At 58.8% G+C, this 22,310-nt stretch carries 23 protein-coding genes; 17 read left to right on the top strand and 6 right to left on the bottom strand.

Features of this window, described 5'->3' with window-relative positions; translation table 11 throughout:
* Position 1: 1 nt before the first annotated feature.
* From KFE13_RS00200 to dcm, 7 genes are read left to right on the top strand one after another with little or no spacing between them, the layout of a single operon-like run.
* Entirely contained in the window at positions 2-826 is an 825-nt protein-coding gene (locus KFE13_RS00200) for a type IV secretion system protein (RefSeq protein ID WP_260705121.1), read from the top strand.
* 4 nt (positions 827-830) lie between these two features.
* A complete protein-coding gene (locus KFE13_RS00195) occupies positions 831-1,508 on the top strand; it encodes a type IV secretion system protein (protein ID WP_260705120.1) in 678 nt (225 codons plus the stop codon).
* 5 nt (positions 1,509-1,513) lie between these two features.
* Positions 1,514-1,900: a hypothetical protein gene (locus KFE13_RS00190; protein ID WP_260705119.1), complete on the top strand. Its 387-nt coding sequence runs from the start codon at positions 1,514-1,516 to the stop codon at positions 1,898-1,900.
* On the top strand, positions 1,897-2,739 hold the full coding sequence (locus tag KFE13_RS00185) for a phosphoadenosine phosphosulfate reductase family protein (protein ID WP_260705118.1): 843 nt from the start codon (positions 1,897-1,899) through the stop codon (positions 2,737-2,739). Before KFE13_RS00190 ends, KFE13_RS00185 begins: the two co-directional genes overlap by 4 nt.
* A 22-nt stretch (positions 2,740-2,761) precedes the next feature.
* On the top strand, positions 2,762-3,538 hold the full coding sequence (locus KFE13_RS00180; protein ID WP_260705117.1) for a hypothetical protein: 777 nt from the start codon (positions 2,762-2,764) through the stop codon (positions 3,536-3,538).
* The gene (locus tag KFE13_RS00175) at positions 3,535-4,728 is read left to right on the top strand and encodes a DNA-methyltransferase (RefSeq protein ID WP_260705116.1); all 1,194 of its coding nucleotides are present in this window, start codon (positions 3,535-3,537) and stop codon (positions 4,726-4,728) included. The genes KFE13_RS00180 and KFE13_RS00175 overlap by 4 nt, the downstream gene beginning before the upstream one ends.
* Positions 4,725-6,527 (top strand): DNA cytosine methyltransferase, encoded by a 1,803-nt coding sequence (gene dcm, locus KFE13_RS00170; RefSeq protein WP_260705115.1) that lies wholly within the window; start codon positions 4,725-4,727, stop codon positions 6,525-6,527. The genes KFE13_RS00175 and dcm overlap by 4 nt, the downstream gene beginning before the upstream one ends.
* 132 nt (positions 6,528-6,659) lie before the next feature.
* Here the strand turns inward: dcm and KFE13_RS00165 are convergent, their stop codons facing one another.
* Positions 6,660-6,791 (bottom strand): hypothetical protein, encoded by a 132-nt coding sequence (locus KFE13_RS00165; RefSeq protein WP_260705114.1) that lies wholly within the window; start codon positions 6,789-6,791, stop codon positions 6,660-6,662.
* Between the two features lie 299 nt (positions 6,792-7,090).
* On the opposite strand from KFE13_RS00165, the gene KFE13_RS00160 reads away from it, so the two are divergent.
* The 10 genes from KFE13_RS00160 to KFE13_RS00115 all read left to right on the top strand — a co-directional run bounded on the left by KFE13_RS00160 (position 7,091) and on the right by KFE13_RS00115 (position 14,701).
* A complete protein-coding gene (locus KFE13_RS00160; protein ID WP_260705113.1) occupies positions 7,091-7,498 on the top strand; it encodes a single-stranded DNA-binding protein in 408 nt (135 codons plus the stop codon).
* A gap of 31 nt (positions 7,499-7,529) precedes the next feature.
* Complete coding sequence (locus tag KFE13_RS00155; protein WP_260705112.1) at positions 7,530-7,952, top strand: single-stranded DNA-binding protein; 423 nt, start codon at positions 7,530-7,532, stop codon at positions 7,950-7,952.
* Complete coding sequence (locus tag KFE13_RS00150; RefSeq protein WP_260705111.1) at positions 7,949-8,320, top strand: single-stranded DNA-binding protein; 372 nt, start codon at positions 7,949-7,951, stop codon at positions 8,318-8,320. The genes KFE13_RS00155 and KFE13_RS00150 overlap by 4 nt, the downstream gene beginning before the upstream one ends.
* Positions 8,321-8,413: 93 nt before the next feature.
* Entirely contained in the window at positions 8,414-8,719 is a 306-nt protein-coding gene (locus KFE13_RS00145) for a hypothetical protein (RefSeq protein WP_260705110.1), read from the top strand.
* Positions 8,720-8,721: 2 nt separating this feature from the next.
* A complete protein-coding gene (locus KFE13_RS00140) occupies positions 8,722-8,949 on the top strand; it encodes a hypothetical protein (RefSeq protein WP_260705109.1) in 228 nt (75 codons plus the stop codon).
* Entirely contained in the window at positions 8,946-10,004 is a 1,059-nt protein-coding gene (locus tag KFE13_RS00135; RefSeq protein WP_260705108.1) for a hypothetical protein, read from the top strand. The genes KFE13_RS00140 and KFE13_RS00135 overlap by 4 nt, the downstream gene beginning before the upstream one ends.
* 2 nt (positions 10,005-10,006) lie before the next feature.
* The gene (locus KFE13_RS00130) at positions 10,007-11,047 is read left to right on the top strand and encodes a hypothetical protein (protein ID WP_260705107.1); all 1,041 of its coding nucleotides are present in this window, start codon (positions 10,007-10,009) and stop codon (positions 11,045-11,047) included.
* Between the two features lie 290 nt (positions 11,048-11,337).
* On the top strand, positions 11,338-11,655 hold the full coding sequence (locus tag KFE13_RS00125) for a hypothetical protein (protein WP_260705106.1): 318 nt from the start codon (positions 11,338-11,340) through the stop codon (positions 11,653-11,655).
* Positions 11,656-11,671: 16 nt separating this feature from the next.
* Positions 11,672-13,708, top strand: coding sequence for a type IV secretory system conjugative DNA transfer family protein (locus tag KFE13_RS00120; protein WP_260705105.1), 2,037 nt, complete (start codon positions 11,672-11,674; stop codon positions 13,706-13,708).
* A 96-nt stretch (positions 13,709-13,804) separates the two neighbouring features.
* Positions 13,805-14,701 (top strand): ATPase, T2SS/T4P/T4SS family, encoded by an 897-nt coding sequence (locus KFE13_RS00115; protein WP_260705104.1) that lies wholly within the window; start codon positions 13,805-13,807, stop codon positions 14,699-14,701.
* Between the two features lie 64 nt (positions 14,702-14,765).
* Here the strand turns inward: KFE13_RS00115 and KFE13_RS00110 are convergent, their stop codons facing one another.
* From KFE13_RS00110 to KFE13_RS00090, 5 genes are all read right to left on the bottom strand, one after another.
* On the bottom strand, positions 14,766-15,422 hold the full coding sequence (locus KFE13_RS00110) for a hypothetical protein (protein WP_260705103.1): 657 nt from the start codon (positions 15,420-15,422) through the stop codon (positions 14,766-14,768).
* Positions 15,423-15,430: 8 nt separating this feature from the next.
* Positions 15,431-16,378, bottom strand: coding sequence for a LysR family transcriptional regulator (locus KFE13_RS00105; RefSeq protein ID WP_260705102.1), 948 nt, complete (start codon positions 16,376-16,378; stop codon positions 15,431-15,433).
* Positions 16,379-16,644: 266 nt separating this feature from the next.
* Entirely contained in the window at positions 16,645-19,743 is a 3,099-nt protein-coding gene (locus KFE13_RS00100) for an efflux RND transporter permease subunit (RefSeq protein ID WP_260705101.1), read from the bottom strand.
* 6 nt (positions 19,744-19,749) lie between these two features.
* Positions 19,750-20,988, bottom strand: a complete 1,239-nt coding sequence (locus tag KFE13_RS00095; protein WP_260705100.1) for an efflux RND transporter periplasmic adaptor subunit — start codon at positions 20,986-20,988, stop codon at positions 19,750-19,752.
* A 56-nt stretch (positions 20,989-21,044) separates the two neighbouring features.
* Positions 21,045-22,241 (bottom strand): TolC family protein, encoded by a 1,197-nt coding sequence (locus KFE13_RS00090; protein WP_260705099.1) that lies wholly within the window; start codon positions 22,239-22,241, stop codon positions 21,045-21,047.
* Between the last annotated feature and the right edge of the window lie 69 nt (positions 22,242-22,310).

Below are 22,310 nucleotides of genomic sequence, written 5' to 3'. Positions count from 1 at the left end.
CATGCAGCCAAACCCCTTTACCGCTCTGAACCAGGCGATCAGTCAACTGATCACGTCGAACAGCGCCACCTTGCAGGCCACCGGACTCGACATCTTCCGTGGCCTGGCCGTGATCCTGATTGCCTGGTTCGGCATCAAGTCCGCCCTGTCCGCCGCGCAGGGACATGGCGGCGGATTCCATTTCGCCAAGTTCGCCGACCTGATCCTGATGATCTCCTTCGGCCTCGGCATGCTGACGTATTATTCGTCGCCGATCCCAGGTGTGGGCTACAGCTTCAGCGACCTCGTAACGAAGGAAGCCCAGAACATCTCCAACCAGATCGAGTCGGACCAGACGCAGCAGATCGTCAACACCGTCCTGGATGCGGAAAAACAACTCGGCACCCCGCCGGGCAAATACAGCATCCTCGAAGACCTGACCTACCTTCTGATCGCTGTGATTCTCGCTGCGATGGAGGCTATAGCCTTCGCCGTCATCGCATACGGTCTTGTCGCCTCAGCGGTCTGCGTGCTGATCGGCCCGATGTTCATCCCCTGGTTCATCGTGCCCAAGATGGACTGGCTCTTCTGGGGCTGGTTCAAGGCATTCATCGGCTTCAGCTTCTATCAGGTCATCGCCTCGGCCTTCATCTACGTCTTCGCCAAGGTGCTCACGTCGATGTTTCAGGTCATCGGCAATATCAGCATCTCGAATGCGCTGACCGTCCTGCCCGCACTCTTTATCACGCTCATGGTCTGCATCTACGGCCTGGTCAAGATACCGGAGCTGACAGGAGCGATCCTCAGCGGACGCGCCGGAACCTGGGTCAATCCGATGGGGAGTTAACACCATGACAAAGACATCTTTCTCTACTACCGAGGCCGGGCACAGATTTATCGAACTCTACGCCGAGCCTGTTGTGACGAACACCTATCTCAAGATCGCGCTGCTCGTGCTCTCCATCGTCACGCTCGCGTTGCTTGCGTTCCTCTGGCGAGCCGAAACCGCCGCCTCGCGGCTGAAGCCGCTTGTCATCGCGGTTTACGACATCGGACGCGGCCAGGTGATGAACTATGACGACTTCTCGAAAGTTCCCGTCGAACGTGTCAGCAAATACTATCTCGCGCGCTGGTGCCAACTCTACTACGGGCGCAATCATGCCACGCTGCAGCGGGACTTCTCGCAGTCGCTGAGTTTCCTGTCCGATCCGTTGCAGTCGGCAGCGCTGGCAAAGGTGAATCAGCAAAAGACACTCGAAAGCTTCCTGCTCGATCCCGGCCAGCCCAACGTGGACATCGAGATCAAGGCTGTGGTGCTCGAAGACACGCGCCAGCTTCCATATCGCGCGCATGTGGAGTTTGAGAAAGTCTTCCGTTCCCCCGGCGACCAGCAGGAACAGCGACGGGAACGCTGGACCGCGAACGTCATTTACAGCTTCCGTGATCAGGTGCCCAACCAGATGCTGCTCACTAACCCTCTTGGCCTGGTTATCAGCTACGTCCACGAAGACCAGGCGTTCGGGAGTTAAGCGCCATGCGACCGAAGATGCCTATCCTGCTTTACTGTGCCGACCGTGAATTGCTCTCCGCTACGGCCTTCGCGCTCCGTCTGCAACCCTACGATGTCACTGCCATTGACGACAGCCGGAGCGCGGCTGCCGTCATGATGGCGAGCGAGCTTGTCTGCGGAGTCCTGATCCACGCAAGACAGGGTGACCTCGCGGGCAGGCTGATCCATCGCCTGCTCGAAACGGATCTGCATGTTCCGCTCCTGCTCGTTGACCGTGCCGGCGATCTCGCACCTGTCCGCTACGCGGACAGGGTGCTCTATGGCCGCAATACTTCGATGGCTCACATCCTCGGCGCTCTCAAGGTGCTTTGCGCGCGGAAGCGTGGACCACGTCCCCGGAGTGTGGCATGAGCGAGCTTATTTACATCGGCGGATTCTCAGGCGGCATCGATTCACAGGCCGCCGCGCGGTTCATGCTGAACCGCTGCGGCACTACCTGCGTCGTGCTTGTCAATGCCGATGCAGGAGGCAACGAGCATCCCCTGACCATCGACCACATCAGCTGGTACTCGGAGCACGTCCATCCCGTCATCCGAATCACTGCGAAGATTGGAGACTTCCGCACCGATGAATGGTGCGAGCGGAAAGGCGTCGATCCCGGAGCGGATCTGACCTTCCCCGAATTGGCCCGCATCAAAGGCCGCTTCCCATCGCGCCGTGCGCAGTTCTGCACCGAAGCATTGAAGCTCGCGCCTATCCGCCGCTGGATCGAAGACCACTACCCGGATGGAAATTATGCACGTTTCACTGGCGTGCGCCGCGATGAATCGCTGGCACGCTCTGAGCGCCAGTGGCAGGAGTGGGACGACTACTACGACTGCGAGTTGTTTAACCCTGTCTACGACTGGTCGAAGCAGATGTGCTTCGACTACGTCCGCCTGCACAAGGAGCAGATCAATCCGCTCTATTCGCTCGGCTTCACGCGCGTGGGCTGTGCCCCCTGCGTGAACTCCTCGAAAGACGACATCCTCAATTGGGCAACGCGCTTCCCGGAGATGATCGACAAGGTCCGTGCGTGGGAGCGGCACGTCGGGCGCACCTTCTTTGCGCCCTGCGTACCCGGCATGGTTATCAACTGGATCGATGACGTAGTCGCTTGGGCAAAGACCGACTTCGGCGGCAGGCAGAACAATCTCTTCCGCATTCTGCCGCCGCCTGCCTGCGAATCGAGGTACGGCCTATGCGAGTGAGCGTCGCGCCGTGGAGGGTTGCATGATCCACTACCACGGCATTCCCATCACACCCGAAGCCGCCGCCGCGCAGATCCTCATGCGCCGACACACGATGGTCTCATTCGCTCATCCTCAGCAGATCGAACTGGTCGCGGATGCCTGCCAGTCGTTCGCGCTCGACAATGGCGCCTTCTCAGCATGGCGCACCGGGAAACCAATCGTTGACTGGACCGCTTTCTACGAATGGGTGAAGCAGTGGCAGCAGCATCCAGGCTTTGACTGGTTCCTCATTCCCGATGTGATCGACGGAATCGAAGCGGCGAACGATGCGCTGGTCTCTTCCTCGGCATGGTCGCCATACGGCGTACCCGTATGGCACCTGCATGAATCGCTCGACCGCATCGAGCGGTTGATCGCGTGGGGATTCCAGCGCATCGCCATTGGAAGCTCCGGCATGTTCGCACAGATCGGCACGACCGCTTGGTGGAGACGCATGGCGGAAGCGATGACCGTGTTCTGTGACGGACAGGGCCGCCCACGCGCCAGGCTACATGGCCTGCGCATGCTCGACCCTTATGTGTTTGCCTCTTTCCCATTCGCCAGCGCAGACAGCACCAACGTCGCTCGCAACATCGGTCTCGACGGCAGATGGACAGGCAGCTATCAGCCCGCCACCAAGGCCGGGCGAGGTGTTGTCCTTGCCGACCGAATCGAGACGGTCAACTCAGCTTCTCGCTGGCGCGGCCTGCGATATGAGCTGGAATCACCGCTCCCATTATTTTCAGAGCTGTTCGCAGAAGTGGAGGAATCGGCATGAGCTTCCGCATCCTCCAGGGCGATGTGCTGACACGTCTGCGCGAGTTGCCGGACGGATACGCGCATTGCGTCGTTACATCGCCGCCTTATTGGGGATTGCGGGACTATGGCGTCGAAGGGCAGATCGGACAGGAGCCGACGCCGGAAGAGTATGTGCTGAAGCTGGTCGAGGTCTTCCGCGAAGTCCGGCGCGTTCTCCGAAGCGATGGGACCTGCTGGCTCAATCTCGGCGACACCTACGCCGGATATTGGGGAGACGCCAACGCCAAGAAGCAGGGCCGTCGGTCCAGCGCCGACACCAATGGCTGGACGAACGGCTTCCACATGAATGCAAGGCCATCGTTCCATCAGGCATTCGATGAGCTGCGACTCAAGCCAAAGGACCTGGTCGGGATTCCGTGGATGCTGGCCTGCGCTCTGCGCTCCGATGGATGGTGGCTGCGCTCCGACATCATCTGGCACAAACCGAATCCGCTGCCCGAAAGCGTGACCGACCGGCCCACGAAGAGTCACGAGTACCTATTCCTGCTTACCAGAAGCAGTTCGTACTACTACGACGCCGAGGCGATCAGTGAGATTGCCGTGGGCGACACGCCCGGCAATCTCACCCATAAGGACACGACTGCATACGAGAACGGCGATGTCCACATGCGGACGAAGGCTGGACTGGCGAAGGTGACCGCCGTATCGCGCCGCAATAAGCGGTCGGTCTGGACCATTGCGGTGGAGGCATTCTCGGAAGCGCACTTCGCTACGTTCCCAACGAAGCTGGTTGAACCGTGCATCCTCGCTGGCACCAGCGAGCACGGATGCTGTGCGCGCTGCGGCGCTCCGTGGAGACGGATCACCGAACGCACGCACACCTTCCAGTCCGGTAGCGGGAAAGCAGGCCATGCGCCCTCGGGCAAGTTCACCGGCAGCGTCCAGGCGGAGAGCGGTGACTACGACATCCGCCTCGGCCCGGTCGTCACGACCGCGACCATTGGCTGGAAACCCTCCTGCTCGTGCTCGGCAGAAATCCTACCTTGCACGGTTCTCGATCCATTCAACGGAGCCGGTACGACGGGCCTCGTCGCGCTGCGACTTGGCCGCCATTACCTCGGCATCGAACTCAATCCCGAGTACGTCACCATGTCCGAACGTCGCATCCGCGAGGATGCTCCGCTCCTCCGGCAGGAGGAGCAGCCATGAGATATCTCTCTGTCTGCTCCGGCATTGAAGCGGTCTCGGTCGCATGGGAATCACTCGGCTGGCAGCCTGCCATGTTCGCCGAGATCGATCCTTTCTGCTGCTGGCTGCTGCGCTCGCGCTACCGCGCATCGCGGCCTGTTTATATGCCCAGCCCACATGACGCGCTGGATCGGAAAGAAGCGAAGCGTCGCGCGGCAGCCATTCGCAACATCGTTGCTTTGCCTGCCGATGGCGACGTGATCAATGCGGGTGATTTTACAAAGATAGGTAAAAACAATGTGGGAGCAATCGACCTTCTGGCCGGAGGAACACCTTGCCAGTCTTTCTCCGTCGCCGGTAAGCGAGCGGGACTGGATGACCCGCGTGGCAACCTCACCATCGAGTTTGCTCGACTTGCTGATCGCCTCCGGCCCGCTTGGCTGGTGTGGGAGAACGTCCCCGGTGTCCTGTCGATTGACGACGGACGCACGTTTGGAGCCTTCCTCGGGCTCCTGGTCCAACTCGGGTATGGGATCGCCTACCGAATACTGGACGCTCGCTATTTCGGAGTACCCCAGCGACGCCGTCGCGTCTTCGTTGTCGGACATCTTGGAGACTGGAGAGGTCCCGCAGCAGTATTTCTTGAGTTCGCGGGCCTGTCGGGGTATCCTCCGCCGCGCCGAGAAGCGCGGCAAGGATCTGCCGGAGGCGTTGAAGTCGGCCCTGCTGGCGGTCGCCTCACAGACACAGCCCCAACCATCGATACCGGATGCAAAGATGGCTTCGTCCGCAATCAACTAGGTGCTGGCGTTCTCGCTTCCACCAACGACATATCCCATTGTCTGAACGCTGGCGGCATGGGCAGGCAGGATTTTGAAAGCGAGACGCTGATCGCTCATGCGCTCTCCGCCGATGGCTTCGACGCGAGCGAGGACGGCACCGGGCGCGGAACGCCCGTGGTGCCTGTCGCCATCTGCACCGCACATACCCAGTCCAACGGCAGTGGCTTCTCCGAGGACATTGCTCACACCTTAGAGAGTGGTGGCGCTCAGGCAGTCGCCTTTGCGCAGAACAGCCGTGACGAGGTGCGGTTGCACGGCGGAGACGGAAAGACAGTCGGCGCGCTGGCGGCGCAGCCAGGCGCGAAACAGCAATGCTATGTCGCCTTCTCTGCTAAGGACTCCGGCGCCGATGCCAGCGATATTGCACCGACTCTCCGCGGCATGGGACACGATCGAAGTCACTCGAATGGCGGCGGGCAGGTAGCCATCGCATTTTCGCAGAACCAGTCTGGTGACGTTTTGGCCGGCGATGTGATGCACTCGCTTGGAACAAGCCAGAACGCAACCGGACGCAACGCGGCTACCGTCGCGTTCACCCTTCACGGAAACGATGGCACGGCAAGCGCCGCCTCATCGACCGAAGTCGCGGGGAGTCTTCGTACCCGCGCTCCCGGCAGCATTGAGAACAGCTCGACGACCGCTGTGCTTCAGGAGCAGCCCGTCGCCTGGTCTGGAGAACTCACCGCATCGACCGACATGGCTGGAACCCTTCAGCGAGGCGGCGAAGGCGGGCGAGTCGATGGCGTGATGACGCCGCAGATGGCCGTGCGTAGGCTGACGCCGCGCGAGTGCGAGCGCTTGCAGGGATTCCCGGACGATTACACGCTGGTCGAGTACCGCGGCAAGCTGGCAGCCGATGGCCCCCGTTACAAGGCGCTCGGCAATTCGATGGCTGTGCCGGTCATGCGCTGGATCGGGGAGCGCATTGCCGCGGTCGATGCAATCCTCCGTGAGCATGGCGCGAGGAGGGAGCCATGAGCCTCCGCTCCTCCACGGTGTTGGCGCTTTCCTTGCGGAGGAGAGAAAACCTTGACCTTCACCCAGCCCGCATCCACCCCATACCCGGAACGCGCAGCTTCGCCTTCCAGGTGGTCGCCCAGGAGCAGGCCCTCACAACGTCAGCAGGCAGGCAACGATGCGGAAGGCTGCCGAGCGTGGTTCACCCACTCCCCGCTGATCAACGCCGAATCGGAGGCGCGACAGCACGAGGACTCCGGCGTGCAGGTTGCGAATCTTATGCATCCCTGTCCAGACACCTTCAGACGGATGTTTCCGTAGACTGCCATCTCTCCCGGATTTTCCCATGTCTCACTCGGTCACTCGCTCGGTGCTTATCCCGCGCCCTGCGGCAACTGCGCGGCTCTGCTTTTTCGGCTTTCAGAAAATCTTTTCGGCAAATCTCCGCACAGAACGCGGACGAAAAGATTTCCCGAACCTTCCGAAAATGCGCCGCTTGGCCTTGGGAGCGGGGCACACTCACGTCGCTTCGCGCAGGAGTGTCCCGAGTAAGAACAGGGCAAATCCAAACAGGAGAAATTCCAATGGCACTCTATACCAACACCGTCACAGTCAAAGGTTACCTGGGCAAGGACGCCGAGACCTTCGTCACCCGCAGCCAGAAGACAGTCGTCGTTCTGTCGCTCGCCACCAAGTCCGGCTACAAGGACCAGCAGAAGAAGGAGTGGGTGAACCACACCGAATGGCACCGCATCGTCGCCTTCGGCAAGCCCGCTGACTACGCGAAGGGCCTCAAAAAGGGCGACTACGTGGAAGTCGAAGGCGAACTGCGCTCGACCGAGTACGAGAAGGAAGTCGGGCAGGGCAAGAACAAGGTCAAGGTCACCTTCCGCGACAAGGAAGTGCGCGCCAACACCGTGAAGAAGCTCGCATCACCGGCCAAGGGGGAGAACCTCGACGCCGATCCCATCACGGAGGATGACGCCGCGTAAGCGGCGTTGTCCTCCCTAAGGGAGGTGTGACATGCTGACTCTCTTTGCCAATAACGTCCTCTTACGCGGATTCCTCGGCAAAAACGCAGATGCGCCACCCTCACACGGAATCACCGAAGATTCCTTCGCAGTTCTGCTGCTGGCGACCGTCTCCGGCAGATGGGATCTCGGCAACAACGAGTGGATACCGCGCACCGACTTCCATCGCATCATCTGCCCAGGCCCGTTCTTCTGCGGCATGGTGCGTGGCATGAGGCGCGGCGACTACCTGGAAGTCGAAGGTGAGTTGCGCGCTCTGGAGCAGGAGCGTGGCGTAGTCGTTGCCGGCGAACGCTTTCCGGTGAAGCACTCGACCTATGCCGTCCATGCCGTCCGCCTTCAGAGACTGGATCGGCCAGAAGCATTGGTCGATTACGGCGACTCCGATGACGGCAACAGGGAGGTTCAGCCATGAGCCTCTTCAGGAACACAGTAAAACTTCGCGGGTTCCTCGGCAGAGATGCCGAGGTTCCTCCGATGAAACGCACCGATAAAGACCCCTACCTCGTCCTCACGGTCTGCATGGATGATGGCGTCTGGTGGCGACCAGCCAACGAATGGCTTTCCCACGGCGGCTGGTTTCGTGTGATCTGTCCCGGCGCTGGTTTCTGCGCCTCGCTGCGCGAGATGAAGCAAGGGGACTACGTCGAGATCAAAGGCCGGTTGATCATTCACCACTATGCCGAGGTGAATCTGAACCAGCCGGTCTATGAAGTCCATGCCTCGCGTGTCCGCAAGCTAGACATTCCTCCTGTCGGCGTAATTGAAAACTACGACGGCTAGTGCCACCGTGCTCTCGGCAGAGAGGTCATCGCCTCTCTGCCTCTTTTGTTTTTTTCCCTGCGCATGTTTCACGCGCGTGGAGGAAAGGAATCCATGATCGCCAATGCCGTCTTTGTAGCCACCCTGATCTTCCTCGCGCTCGGCTTCTGGTTGACACGCGAGATGCAGTTCCTCACGCCGTGGCGCAGCCTCATCCTGCACCAGTACCTCAAGAGCATCGCGCTTTATTGCGCTCTGCTCTTCGCCAACCTGCTCGGCCTCACCATATGGATCGAGCGCAAGTTCTTCCTGCGCGACACAGGGCGCAAACTTCGCCATCTCGACCAGGAGATCCATACCGGGCAGAGCGAGCTGTCCGGCGAAATTCTTGCGCAGTTCGGAGACGAGGAGGAGCGATAGCCATGTTGAACGAAGACCAGTATATGGAGCGCACGCCCGACCTCATCGCCAAAGTGCGCCAGATGCGCGAGGCAGCGGAAAAAGAGATGAACCGCTTTACGCGGCTGGCCGACTACGACGTGCGTCGCGTCGTCGGCCAGAAAATCCCGGACGCCGCGGATTCAGCGACCTCGCAAACCTCTATTGAATTTTCACCGGAGCAAGGCGACGACGGGGAGGCACAGCCATGAGACTCGATATCCCCCAGGACCTGCCGCGCCGCCGCGATGAGAGCGACAGTTCGCCCAATGATACGCGGACACCTAAGCGCACAGTGCCGGAAAATCCTTTGCGGCATCGGCTGAAGCAGCCCGACGACCGGAGGGCTGCCCCTCGCGGGGACCGCCCTCGTGCTCCTCGCAGAGAGAAAGCCCCGGCCCAGGACGTGCCGCGCGAGCGCCGCCGTCCTGTCCCTTCAGGCGACCCGCGCCGTCCGTCGCGCTCTGCCACAAACATCGTCGGGCTGGAGCTGCGACCTGAAGAAAAGCTACTCCTCCGCGAAGCCGGGCGCTTCCGCGTCGTCCGCACCGCGGACCTCCGCGAGTCGCTTTATCGCGGCAAGTCCGGCACGCTCGAAAACGATCTCCGCTATCTCCGAGGCAAGGGGCTCATCGAAACCGCGCATGTCAACCTGCGCCGAGACGGAAGGCGGCGCAGCATCGAGCGCGTCGAAGTGGTCACGCTCACCAAAGAAGGCCGCAGCCTCCTTATTAAGGATGGCGACCTCCCCAAAGACCAGAAGGTATATGCGGGTCTCGTCAAGCCGCGCGAGGTCGAACACGACTCGCAGATTTACCGTGCATACCGGAAAGAGGCGGAGAGCATCGAGGGCAAAGGCGGCACGAACCTGCGCGTGAAACTCGACTACGAGATCAAGGCCGACGTGCAGAAGGCGATCTACCGGGAGCGCAAGGCCAATCCCGCGCGCGGGATGGCCGAGATCAAGGAACAGGTCGCCAAGCAGTTTGATCTGCCATTCGTGAACGGTGGCATCCAGATCCCCGACGCGCGGATCGAGTACGACCTTCCCCGCGAGGCCGGTCAGGACCCAAGCCTCGATCAGGATCAAGGATCGCGTACCGGGCACGAAGACATCGAAGTCCTCACTGCCGCCTACCACCGTGGCCATCTGCGCTCGAAAGCGCAGGCAGGTTTCCGCAACTATGCTTCTGCCGCTGACCGTTCCTCTCTGACCGCAAAGATCGAGGATGATTCGCACCTCATGGAAAACATTCTGGAGCTGTAACGATGGACTACGACCCCATTCAATCCCTCGAAACAGTCGGGTATGTCGGACGCGAAGCCTCGTTCCTGTATCTGGTCGCCGTGCATTCCGGCTACTTCCTCCGCCGCCAGTACCACCGCTTCACGCAGCGGGAAGGCGGCAGGATGGCGACTCGCTTTCTCACGAAAGCCCATCGCCACCGGCATGTCCAGGTCATCGAGTGTGGGCAGAAGCGGCACATCTATCACCTGACGGCCAAGCCGGTCTATGCCGCTCTCGGCCTTGCCGGATCGCAGCATCGGCGCATCAAGAGCGACGCCTACATCAAGTCCCGGCTCATGGTCCTCGACTTCGTCCTCGACCATCTCGCCGCGGACATCCTCTTTACGGAAGCGGCCAAGGTCGATTTCTTCACCACGCAGTGCGGCGTGAAGCTGGAATTGTTGCCGCAGAGCTATGTGGGCAGGCCGCTCTATTTTTCCGATGGGTTTCCCATCCTGATCTCCCGCATCGGTGTTCCGTGCTTCACCTTCTTCGATGAAGGTCAGGTGAGCGACTCCCGGTTCGAGCGTTTCCTCGAACAGTGCCAGCCGCTGTTTAGCGCCCTCGGCGCCTCCGAGCTCATCTACTTGGCCGACACGGAAGCCAATGTGCGGCGAGCAAAGGCCGCGTTTGAACGCTGCTTTCCCGCCGACAGGATGCGCGGCGTGACTCCGCTCACGCCGCTAGGTGTCGATCACTTCCTGAAATTCCTGCGAGCTAGGCAGTTCTTCGAGGCCGAAGGCGGCGGAGTCCTGACCTCGGAGCTTCAGCTCCTGCGCGAAGGGGAGTCTCTGTACACCACGCTCGAACACCGGGCGCTCTATGCCGCGTGGAAGACTGGCGCCACCAACACGGCAAAGATCCGTGAGCGGTTTCAGCAGACCGCGCTGCGCCTGACCTTCACAACGACCGTGCTTCCGTACAGCTATCCCATCTACACACTGCGACAGGACGGTCAATCCGAAGAAGGCAACGAGACCCACCAGCAGACCCCGCAGGAGACCCCTGCGATGGAGACGTAGTCATGCGGATAGAACGAGTTACGCGGATAGATGGGGTCACGGTGAGGTGTATGCCGGGGGCGGGAGCGACGCCATCCTGCCGGATTGCCGCGTCGCCTTCGGCGCGCTCGTCGCTCCGCCCCCGGCACTGACATGGACCAACTCTGGACTCGATCCAGTACCTGATTCGGTCCAGAACTGGTACTGGCTCAGACCAAATCGAGTACCGGAACAAGACCTGAATCAGTACCTGAGTTGAACCGAAGTAAGTACCAATGCAGGCCGCGACAGAGGCCAGAGAGGAAACACCGATGAGCAAATTCAAAATCGAACACGGAGCGAGCCGGGTCAATCTGGTCCTGCTCAAGACCAATATCGAAGACACCATTTCGCAAGACCTCGACCTGCTGGCTACATGGTCGGACAACGATCGCAAGTACCTGGTCAATGAACTGTTGCGCTTCGCTCTCACACAGGAAGAGGACTTCCAGAAGTACAAAGCCGGTCTTACTGCCAGTACAGTGCGGCCTGCTGGCAGTTCAAAGGCGACACAGGCGCACCCGAAATCGGCGGTGGAGTCCGGGTCAAAGGTAGAGCCACCTCTCAACAGCACTACAGCCCACGTTTGAAGGAGGCATTCTTTCTATGAATATCCGCGTGCATCTACAGCGACTCACCCATTCGGTGATTGAATATCGCGTCCTGCTCTCGTTCGGTTTGAGCGCGGCCTGCGGTATAGCCCTGAGTAGTCTCTACCCCATCAACATCATGAATCCAATGCTGCGCCTGATCGCCTTGAAGCAACCTCCGATCTTTCGCACTCTCGTCTGGAGCTACGATCTGTTTCTCTACAGCACACCGTTCCTGATCCTCTCCACTTTTTTCTCACTCACCTACATTCACATATATAGGAGAGAGTCGGAGCAGGTTGCCGGAGCGCTCCCACCGTATTCCGATCCGCGATCCAGACAGGACCTGTCCCTGGTCGTCGGAGAGCTGCACCGGCAGCTTGTCCCCAGACCCAGCCCGGCTCCGCAGTGGCTCACCATCCCCGAACGCGGTCTGTATACCGGGACCTGCATCGTGGGCGCGACGGGATCGGGTAAGACCGCGGCCCTGGTCCTTCCGGCGATGCGGCAGTTGTTCTCGTACAAAGCTAACGATCCAGAACGGAAACTCTCCGGTGTCGTGCTGGAGGTCAAAGGCGATCTCTGCCGCCAGCTTCGGCGCATCCTGAAGTGGTGCGGACGGGAACAGGATTATGTCGAGGTCTCGCTCGACGGCGACATTCGCTATAACCCGCTGAACAACTCCCTCGATCCCTACGCACAGGCATTCAATATCGCCTCCATCATCACGAGCATCTGGGGGAAAGGCAAGGAACCTTTCTGGCAGCAGTCCTACACAGACCTTGTCCGGTACGTGATCCTGCTCCACCGCGTCCGCGACGGATACCTTACGCTGGTCGATCTCTTCCGCACCGTCATCAGTGCCGGACACCTGGAAGAGATGCTGATCGAAGTTGGGTCGCGCTTCAGCCGGACACAATACATCGGCATCGGAAGACGCGATTACCGGAAACATGAACCGTTCCTGTCTCCGCTCGGCTTCGAGTGGAATAAGGATGCGAAGCAGTATCTCGCCGTGTGGACCGAGGAACTGGAACGGTTGCTGATTCAGGAGACGAGCACCGAGTTCTTCATTTATACCCGGAAGCCATACTCTCTGGAACACTATGACCGCTTCGACAGCGTCCGGTACTGGTATTGGGAGCACTGGAAGTTCTTCCGCTCCGAAGTCAAGACCTCGATCATCCAGGGCATCGTGGTCTTTCTCTCCTTGTTCGAGACCGATCCACAAGTACGCCGCGTCTTCTGCCCGCCGAAGGAACTCTACGAGGGCAAGCCCTGCGTCGGCGATCCCAGAGGCCGCGTCCTGCCGCCGTTCGAGCAAATGATCGAGATGGGTACGGTCGTCGGCCTGAACTTTCCCGTTGCTCTGAACCCTGCGCTCGCCAAGACCATCGGCACGCTCATGAAGATTGACTATCAGCGGGCGGTGTTACTGCGTATACCAAAAATGGATGCGGAACCGGAGAAGCACTGGCGCCCGACCGTATTTCTCTGTGACGAGTACCAGAACTTCGCCACGGTTGGAGGCGACAATCCAAGTGGAGATGAGAGATTTTTGTCGATCTCGCGCCAGCCCAGGTGCATTCCTATCGTTGCCACGCAGAGCATCGCCAGCCTGAAAGACGCGCTCCCCAATGAAGGCGTAAAGACCCTGCTGCAAGCATTTCGTAGCAAAGTGTTTCTTACGACCTCCGATCCCGAGACAGCCCGCTACGCCTCGGAACTGTGCGGCAAAGCAGACCGTACACGGATCAGCTACACCGTCTCCGAGTCCTCGACCAACGCCAATGTCGGCTGGCTCTCTGGCCGCACATCGTCCAGCAAAGGCTCCGTCTCTGCCTCCAAACAGTACCAGAAACACAAGGAGCCGCTCTTCGAGGAAAAGGTCTTCTTCGATCTCCAAAACGCACAGGCTGTCGTGGTTGCTTTCGATGGCGTCACTCCGCTGCCGCCGACCTACTGCTATCTCAAGCCGGACTTCCTGCCCGTCACCATGACCTGGTTTGACCAGGAGCGTATCGGATTTGATCCCCGAAAGATGACTGCATAAGCCGTTACACCTACCCATTGGGAAACCGCGAAAGGAACACCAAAGATGAGTTTTGATGTCATTATTCCATTCCTGAAACCAATCGAGAATCTACTGATGAGCACCACCATCTCCGAGATCATGGTGAACCCGGATGGCTCCGCCTGGATCGAAGTGGATGGACGCCTTCAACGCTGCCCGGAGATCCATTTTGAAGATGGCGCTCTGCTCGCCGGCCTCGAAGTGATCGCCAATCGTTTCGGCAAGAAGCTGGACGCCGACTCGCCCATCATGAACCTGCGCCTGCCGGACGGAAGCCGCCTGGCCGCAATCATTCCTCCGGTCGTTCATCCTCAGCCATTGCTGACCGTCCGAAAATTCACTTCCAAAAACTTCACCATGAAGGATTTGATCGAGCGGAGGATGCTGACGGAGGAACAGGCGGAAGTTCTCGCCAGCGCCGTGCGCCGCGGCGATAACATGCTTATATCGGGTGGAACAGGGACCGGTAAAACGACCTTGCTCAATGTTTTGGCGGATGCGATCCCGGAAGAAGAACGCATCCTCATCATCGAGGATACTGCGGAGCTGCATATCCGCAAACCGCATGTAGTCGCGGAAGAGGCCCAGACCGATACGCACCGGAAACCTGTCACCTTTGACGATGTGCTGCGCGCGGACCTGCGACATCACCCGAACCGGATCATTCTCGGTGAGATACGTGGAACTGAAGCCCGCACTCTGCTGGACGCTATGAACAGCGGACACCGGGGAGCGCTGGCCACCATCCACGCCAGCAGCGCCAAAGGCGCGTTGCTCCGGCTGCGCACCCTGCTGATGCGCGGTACTTCGTCCCTGTTTCCGGCTGAAGCCGAGGCAGAGATTCGCTCATCCATTCATCGCATCGTCCACATCGATCGTGAGGCAGGGGAGCGTCGAGTGAAAACTATCCTCGATCTAACTGCTGATTCCGATGCCGACCGACCCGGATCGCGGAGCATCCTGAGAGCGTAATTCAACCTGTTTGGATGAGCAGAGAAGATAATGTGGCCCGCCGATCTCGCCAGCACCTTTACCCTCAAGATCCGGCTTCCCAACCTTTGTTTGTACGATGAAGCTCAACCACCTGATTGCTTCCGACCTGATCAAGCGTTGATTTGATAGCCGGAAATACCTGTTCAACATCCGGCTGCTTTGCCCAATCAGCGAGTTGCTGGAATTTGTAAGTATAGGTTACTTCTGTCGAGGATGCTCCACCCTGTGCGGTCGGCTCGTCCCACTTCACGATGGAGTCAACCTGCTCCTGGCCATAGCAGAAGGCGCTGCTTTGCCCCAGGACACCGGGTTTCATCTGGAAGTATTTCTTCCCCATATCTGTCAGCTCATAACGCCTCACGGCGCGTGGCGCCGATGGGCCCAGTGCGCCCATCATGCCGTGAATGACTGCTGTCGTGTCGCTGCCGCGCACCAGCCCCGCCCGTTCGAGAGCGGCCATCTGCGGCGCAGTGCCTGACTGGGCCTTCAATTCGGATGCGGGAACATCAATAGGAAACGTCTGGGCGAAGAAGGTGCATTCCTGGCCATGCTTCGCAAGATACTGATTGATCGCATTCGTGAAGTTGGCGGCGTTCGGTTTCTTCTCATTGCTGCAGCCTGTGAGCATAACGAGAATGGCCAAGTTAAGTAAGATGGGTTTACGCATTTTTATCCTCCGATCGGTCAGTTTCCATTTCACGCCTGCATTCAGGTGGAACGATGACGAGGGTTGAGCGTCGTCTTTTGGCGCTCTTTCCTGAGCTGCTCCGTTTTCATCCAGAGCAGGTTCTGAAAGTCGTTAATGGCATCCGTGCGGCTGTCCCGCCGCACGATGACGCCACTCTTCATGGTCAGCAGCTTGTCCGCCAGAGGCCGGAAGGCGATGCCATCCTTCGTAAGGTGCGACCAGCCGCTGCTCACCATTGCAATGCCCCGGTCTGCGGCTGCCATGTGGATCGCTTCATGGAACGTGAAGGGCTGCGCAATGACGTTCAGCTCGATGCCGAGAACTTCAAAGTAAGCATCAATCTCCTTATGGAATTCGGGCAGCGCGAGTTCCGATACGCCGATCAGAGGCTCGCGGTCGAGGTCTTGTGGAGAAATGCTGTCGAGACGAAAGAGGCGGTGCCGCGCCGGAATGCACATCATCAGGTCCTCATCCAGCAGTTCTCTGGTTTCGAGTTCGGAGTAGTTGATGGGAAGGTAGCCGATCCCGGCCTGATACTGGCCCTCCAACACGCCGCGGATAATTCCAACCGTATGCAGACTGGTCATCCTCAGAACGGGATCATTGGGCCGCTCGAAATGAAGGTCCGAGACAATCGTCAGCAACTCCGGGCAGAGGAACGACGAATACGCGATCTGGAGGAGACCAGCCTGACGGTTCGCCACATTCTGCGCTCGATGCACTGCGCGTTCATATTGATCGATGGAGTGAAGAATCTCCTCAACGAATGCTTTTCCGGCATCGGTCAAGCGCGAGCCTCCATGCCATGTGTAAAAGAGCCTCACGCCTACGGCGGTTTCAACATCATGGATCGTGCGGCTCACCCCAGGCTGAGTTGTATGCAGACGCGTGGCCGCGCGGCTTTCGCTTCCTTCCTGCGCCACCGCAATGACGCATTTCAGGTCGTAGATGGTCACGTCGTCCGACATCTCTGGCCCCATCAACAAAAGAAGGGTGGGGCATATTAGAGGTTTCCCCACCCTTATGGCTGAAGCTGTTGCACCCGTATTGCTTCCATTTGCCTCACGTTCTAAACCTCATCTCTCTGTTGATATCCCTCTCGATCAGCGCCAATAGCCCCCACAAATCAATGGGTGCTAGACACCAATGCTCCAACGAGTCGCGTGCAGAACAATCGCTTTCCGCTAAAAGGCGCAATTCCCACCGATAACATTCGCGGGCCTACAGATGCGGATCATACGGCCATCCGATCTGTATTCCGCGCCGAAACTTGAGATGTAGGTGCCCTATCGAACCACTCGTAAAACGTCGGCAGCAGGAACAATGTGAGCAAGGTCGAACTCATAAGACCGCCGATCACGACTGTCGCCAACGGCCGTTGCACTTCAGCCCCAGTCGAGGTGGAAATTGCCATAGGGACAAAACCAAGACTGGCCACAAGGGCTGTCATCAATACTGGTCTCAAACGGCGTTTCGATCCTTGAAGTACCGCATGATGCAATGACTCCCCCGCATCCCTCAACTGGTTGATGGAACTGACCAGCACCACTCCGTTAAGTACCGCGACCCCGAGCAGTGCGATGAAGCCCACCGATGCGGAGAGGTTCAGGTTGAGATGAAATATCCATAAAGCGGCAATACCACCCACGAGTGCAAACGGTACGTTGATTAGGATCAGCATGGCCTGTTTGATGGAGTGGAAGGTCAGATAGAGCAGACCACATACGATTGCGAGCGCGAGCGGGACCACCAGCAGAAGCCGGCGCATGGCTCGCTGCTGGTTCTCAAACTGGCCACCATAGGTAATGGTGTAACCGGCAGGCAGCTTCACGCGGCTGGTTACCTTCTGCTGGACTTCCGCAACAAAGCTGCCAAGGTCGCGGCCCCGCACATTGGACATAACGACGATGCGCCGTTGGCCCGCCTCGCGGTTGATCTTTTCGGCTCCGCGCGTTACCTCGACATCCGCAACCTGACCGAGCGTTACGACCTCTCCTCCGGGAGCGTGCAATGGAATGTCACGCATTGATGCGAGGTCGGAACGATAGCGGTCGGGTAGCCGCAGAGCGATGGTGTAGCGGCGCTGCCCGTCGATCACCTCGGAGACCACAGCTCCCGATGCGCCTGCTTCCACTGTCTGCTGTACATCGGCAACATTCAATCCATAGTGCGCCAGCGCATCTCTGCGGGTCTTTACAGTCAGTTCCGCGACGCCGGAGTTGATCTCCATCTGGGCATCGGCTGCTCCGCGTACTGCATTGACTTGACGGAGCACCTGTTGTGCGAGCGAGTCGAGTTGCTGGAAGTCGTCCCCAAATATCTTGACGGCCAGATCCGCTTTTACGCCGGATACGGTCTCATCGAGCCGCATGGCCATGGGTTGAGTAAAGTCGTAGCTGATCCCTGGAATCTGCGCTAGCGCTTTGTCCATGGCGTCGATGAGCTCTTCCTTGGAGTGAAACCTTTTCCACGTTTCAGATGGGGCCAGGGCAACATAGACATCGCCTTCGTTGAGGCCCATTGCTTCGGTGGCAAAGTCGGGGCGGCCGATTTTCGTGGTTACGTCCTGGATCTCCGGGAAGGACCTCAGGGTTTTCTCTACCCGCTTTGAGATCTCGATGGAGTCCGTGAGAGAGATACCGGGAAGCTTACGTGTCTCCACCAGGATGGAGCCTTCATCGAGACGGGGCATGAACTCCGTGCCTATGTACATCAACGATGTCAGCGAGGCGATCATGACGACAGCCATAGCCGCGATCACGGCGATGCGATGCCGAATCACGTAAGACAAGCCCGCGATGTAACAATCACCCAATTTGTCCATCCAGTGCTGGCTCGTCTCATTTTTCTTCCGGCGAAGGCCCTTACGGAAGACGAAGGAGCTCAGCACGGGAATGACGGTGAGGGCCAGCAGCAAAGAGCCGAGCAGCGCGGTGCAAACTGTAATGGCCATGGGACGGAACATGCGTCCTTCCAGCCCTTCCAGGAAGAGGATTGGAAGATAGACGGCGATGATGATGCCAACACCAAACGCCATGGGCCGGGCAACCTCAAGGCCCGCGGTGGCAATCGAGGCCATCGGCGTTTCCTCTTCTCCGTGTTCCTGCATGCGATGGACTGAGTTCTCGATCATGACCACGGCCCCGTCGACGATCATGCCGAAGTCGATCGCGCCCAGGCTCATCAGGTTGGCGCTGATGCCAAAGAGCTTCATCCCAAGAAAACTGAAGAGGAGGGAGAGAGGAATGATGGAAGCTGTTACCAGAGCAGCGCGAAAGCTGCCGAGAAAGAGCAGCAACACCACCGTGACCAGGATGAAGCCTTCAAAGAGGTTGTGCTCAACCGTATGAATGGTTCCATCGATAACTGTCGATTGATCGTAGAAAGGCTTGAGCGTAACCCCAGGGGGAAGATGCAGGCCGGCGATCTTTTGCTTCACCAGTTCGATAACATGCTTTCCGTTTTCACCCTTCAACATGATGACCATGCCCGAAATGGCCTCACCGTTGCGGAGTACAGCTCCCTGGCGAGGAGCCGAGCCGATCATCACCTGCGCGACATCATGCAGTACAACCGGTGTTCCTTGGTTGGCGAGCAGAACGATATTTCCGATCTCGTCGACGCTGGAGGTTCGTCCGAGACCGCGCAGGGTGTACTGTTCATACGCGTGCTCGATGTAGCCGCCGCCAAAGTTGGTGTTGTTCTCCGCAACGCGCATGGCAACATCTTTGAGCGTGAGCCCATACTGCTGTAGAAGATCGGGGTCGACCTTGATCTGAAACTGCTTCGTCTCGCCACCCCAGGTATTCACGTCACTAACGCCGGGAATGGTTCGCAGCTGCGGTTTGATCTCCCACTCCTGGACATCCTTCAAATCCATCGGGGAGAGTCCGCCTCCCGTCAGGGTGTACTGGTACAGCTCGCCAAACGCCGTGGATGGTGGGCTCAGTATGGGCTGGATTCCGGCGGGAAGCGAAGTTGTCACCTGTTGCAGGCGCTCATTGACAAGCTGGCGTGCGAAATAAGTAGGCACGTCGTCGTCGAAAACGATCGTCACCATCGAGAGGCCAAGTTTGGAGAGCGAGCGGACCTCCTGCTGTTTCGGCATCCCCATCAAGGTCCGCTCGATGGGGATGGTGACGAGCTGCTCGACTTCCGTAGGAGGCATCGACGGCGCATCGGTCACAATGACGACCTGATTGTTGGTCAGGTCCGGGAAAGCATCGACGGGAATGGTATCGACGACCCAGCCACCCGCCGCGATCAGCACAAGAACGCCGAGGAGTACGGCCCAGCGATGCGCAAGCGAGAACATTAGAACTTTAGCGAACATGGTCGATCAGTCTCCCTGCATGGAAGCTTTGAGGAGTTGCGATTTCAAGAGAAAGCTTCCCTGAGTTACGATCTCTTCGCCGGCACGAACGCCTTCCACGACGACGACCTTGCCGTTCACGGAACCTCCAACGCGTACTGGACGCACGGTGAAGCGGTCGGCTGCTTTGCGAACGAAGACGACATCCTGGCCGTTCACCTGCTGGACGGCCTCTGGCGCAATCAGGATGAGCGGATGTGTTTCGCCCACCGCGATCTCTGCTGTTGCCAGCATCTCAGGGCGTAGGATCTCCGAAGGCTGTTGGAGATCAATGCGAACCTGAAGACGGCGAGTTGTCGGGTCAAACTCTTGACCGAGATTGCTGATCCGTCCAGCAAATCGTTGTCCTGGAATACCTGAAAGCGTGACCCATGCACTCTGACCCACTTTCAACTGACCCAGGTGTTCTTGGCCGACTGATGCGAGCATCCACAAATGCTTCGGGTTGCCGAGAACGAAAATGTCGGTGGCCGGTGCCACGGTTGTGCCGGGAGTCGCATTCTTCTGTAGAACATATCCGCTCGCCGGTGCAACGATCGGGATCAGTTCGGCGGTTTCACTGTCTGCCCCGGCTGGCAGATCGGCGGGGATGCCAAGGTTCTCTTCCAGATGAGTCTTACTGCGGACGACATCGGTCTGTCCATTCTCGAGGGCCGTTTTTGCGTTGACCAACTCCTGTCGTGCCTGTTCCGTTTGTTCAATCGAAGCAGCGCGTAGCGCATAGAGCCGCTGCATGCGATCGTAATTAATCTGTGCCAGGGATTCCGCCGACTGCAGACGGCTCCTTTCCGCGACAGCGATGTCGTATGTTGCCCGGGCGTCATGGACGTCATGGCTATGCATGCGCGCGAGCACTTCCCCCTTGCGGACATAGTCGCCAAGATTGGCATAGACGCGTTCGATTCGGCCTGTCGAGAGCACACCGACGTGCCAGCTCTCGTTATCCGGAAGGACAAGCCGTCCTGGAAACCGCAATAGGTCAGGAGCGTTCTGGAGCGTAAGTGTCGTGGTAGCAATGGTCCCCTGCTGTTCCTTGAGGGGAAGAACGATCTCCGCTCCGTCGCTTTTGGACGCCGGATTCTGGGGCGATGCACTGGCTGGAGTGTCATTCTTACTTCCGGACGGGCTATGACATCCGGTTGAAATACCTGTGCTTACGGTAAGGACCGCGAGTATCGCCGTCGCTCTCACAGAGTGTATCCACATATCTTGCGCTCTTTGCTGCTTCATATTGTTCTGCCCTTGCGAGTTCAAAACGAGACTCATGGCTCAAGCCCCTCAGCGTATTCCAGAGAAAGGACGCTTTGGTGATAATTGCCTAGCGCCTCTACCCACGCGGTCTGTGTATCCACACGCAGTCGTTCGGCGTCCAGCAGGCGGAGCAGATCGGTGCCCCCTTCGCGATAGGCCGCCCGTGAGATATTCGCAATATCGATGGCCTGATCGAGAAGCGGTCGATAGCGTTCTGTAATCTGCTGTCTCCAGGTGTCATAGGACATGCGAGCCAGCGTCAGATCACTCGCGCTCTGCTGCTGGACCGCAACAAGCGTAGATTGATTGGCCGCAACATCGAATCGCGCCGCCGCCGTAGCTCCCTGGTTCCGGTCGAAGATAGGCAGGTTCAGCTGAAAGCCAGCAATCATCGTGTCAAAGCCAGCTGTGCGCTTGTATCCAAACAGGGCATCGACGTCGGGCCTCCCCTGGGCTCTCTGCGTCATCAGATTCGCGCGGGCACTGTCGATTGCCTGTCGAGCCAGCTTCACTTCAACGCGCTCGGCCTGAGGGTTGTCGGGCGTAAGTGGATCCTTCGGCAGGTTGAGCGCGTCAAAGGACTCGCTGAGCTTCCAGTTGCCGGCTGCGGGCAGTCCCATCTCACGGGCCAGCCTTTGTTTTGCCTGTGCCTCGGCCAGTCTGCTGGAGTCTGCGCTCCCTTCTGCCCGCGCCTCCTCCAGACGCACACGAAGCAGATCGACCGCGGCCACCTTGCCTTCGTTGAAGCGTTTCTGGTGATAGTCGAGGATTTCGCGATAGTATCCGACGCTTTGTTCTGCCAAGGTGCGTATGTACTGAAGTCGCAACGCGTCCCAATAGGTCTGGGCGACACGCAGTTCGATCGACCGCTTCTGTTGCTCCAGTATCAGTTGAGCGTGGTTGACGGAGCTGTTTGCCGCTGCGATACGCGCTCCGCGCCGCCCCGATACCTCAAGAACTTCGGTTGCGTAGGCGTAGGTATCGACGCCCTGGGTGAAGTCCACTCCAGGCCGTAGATTCTCCGATTGATAGAAGAGTCTCGGGTTTGGAATGATTCCAGCTTGACGGCGTAGCTGAACGCTTGCCTCTTCGTTTTGAGTGGCGGCTCGCAGCTCTGGCCGCTGGTTCAGGGCGGCGGCAATCGCATCGTGAAGAGAGAGGTCGCGTGATGGTGCATTCTGCGCAAAGAGACTGCGTGAAAGAAGCAAGAAAACCGCAACACCGAAGACGGTCAGGGAAGCTCGCTGTCGGAATAAGATTGTTTGCCTCATGTGCCC

The sequence above is a fragment of the Edaphobacter flagellatus genome, assembly GCF_025264665.1.
GTDB classification, from domain to species: domain Bacteria; phylum Acidobacteriota; class Terriglobia; order Terriglobales; family Acidobacteriaceae; genus Edaphobacter; species Edaphobacter flagellatus.
The sequence above is the reverse complement of the archived record's forward strand: the minus strand, read 5'-3'. Positions and strand labels throughout refer to the sequence as shown.

Excerpts from the sequence above, each read along its gene's own strand:
- KFE13_RS00180 (WP_260705117.1), top strand. The coding sequence starts at position 2,762 with ATGATCCACTACCACGGCATTCCCATCACACCCGAAGCCGCCGCCGCG.
- KFE13_RS00095 (WP_260705100.1), bottom strand. The coding sequence starts at position 20,988 with ATGTGGATACACTCTGTGAGAGCGACGGCGATACTCGCGGTCCTTACC.
- KFE13_RS00125 (WP_260705106.1), top strand. The coding sequence starts at position 11,338 with ATGAGCAAATTCAAAATCGAACACGGAGCGAGCCGGGTCAATCTGGTC.
- KFE13_RS00200 (WP_260705121.1), top strand. The coding sequence starts at position 2 with ATGCAGCCAAACCCCTTTACCGCTCTGAACCAGGCGATCAGTCAACTG.
- KFE13_RS00120 (WP_260705105.1), top strand. The coding sequence starts at position 11,672 with ATGAATATCCGCGTGCATCTACAGCGACTCACCCATTCGGTGATTGAA.
- KFE13_RS00100 (WP_260705101.1), bottom strand. The coding sequence starts at position 19,743 with ATGTTCGCTAAAGTTCTAATGTTCTCGCTTGCGCATCGCTGGGCCGTA.
- KFE13_RS00150 (WP_260705111.1), top strand. The coding sequence starts at position 7,949 with ATGAGCCTCTTCAGGAACACAGTAAAACTTCGCGGGTTCCTCGGCAGA.
- KFE13_RS00140 (WP_260705109.1), top strand. The coding sequence starts at position 8,722 with ATGTTGAACGAAGACCAGTATATGGAGCGCACGCCCGACCTCATCGCC.
- KFE13_RS00145 (WP_260705110.1), top strand. The coding sequence starts at position 8,414 with ATGATCGCCAATGCCGTCTTTGTAGCCACCCTGATCTTCCTCGCGCTC.
- KFE13_RS00185 (WP_260705118.1), top strand. The coding sequence starts at position 1,897 with ATGAGCGAGCTTATTTACATCGGCGGATTCTCAGGCGGCATCGATTCA.
- KFE13_RS00190 (WP_260705119.1), top strand. The coding sequence starts at position 1,514 with ATGCGACCGAAGATGCCTATCCTGCTTTACTGTGCCGACCGTGAATTG.
- KFE13_RS00155 (WP_260705112.1), top strand. The coding sequence starts at position 7,530 with ATGCTGACTCTCTTTGCCAATAACGTCCTCTTACGCGGATTCCTCGGC.
- KFE13_RS00175 (WP_260705116.1), top strand. The coding sequence starts at position 3,535 with ATGAGCTTCCGCATCCTCCAGGGCGATGTGCTGACACGTCTGCGCGAG.
- KFE13_RS00195 (WP_260705120.1), top strand. The coding sequence starts at position 831 with ATGACAAAGACATCTTTCTCTACTACCGAGGCCGGGCACAGATTTATC.
- KFE13_RS00160 (WP_260705113.1), top strand. The coding sequence starts at position 7,091 with ATGGCACTCTATACCAACACCGTCACAGTCAAAGGTTACCTGGGCAAG.
- KFE13_RS00105 (WP_260705102.1), bottom strand. The coding sequence starts at position 16,378 with ATGTCGGACGACGTGACCATCTACGACCTGAAATGCGTCATTGCGGTG.
- dcm (WP_260705115.1), top strand. The coding sequence starts at position 4,725 with ATGAGATATCTCTCTGTCTGCTCCGGCATTGAAGCGGTCTCGGTCGCA.
- KFE13_RS00135 (WP_260705108.1), top strand. The coding sequence starts at position 8,946 with ATGAGACTCGATATCCCCCAGGACCTGCCGCGCCGCCGCGATGAGAGC.
- KFE13_RS00115 (WP_260705104.1), top strand. The coding sequence starts at position 13,805 with ATGAGCACCACCATCTCCGAGATCATGGTGAACCCGGATGGCTCCGCC.
- KFE13_RS00130 (WP_260705107.1), top strand. The coding sequence starts at position 10,007 with ATGGACTACGACCCCATTCAATCCCTCGAAACAGTCGGGTATGTCGGA.
- KFE13_RS00165 (WP_260705114.1), bottom strand. The coding sequence starts at position 6,791 with ATGCATAAGATTCGCAACCTGCACGCCGGAGTCCTCGTGCTGTCGCGC.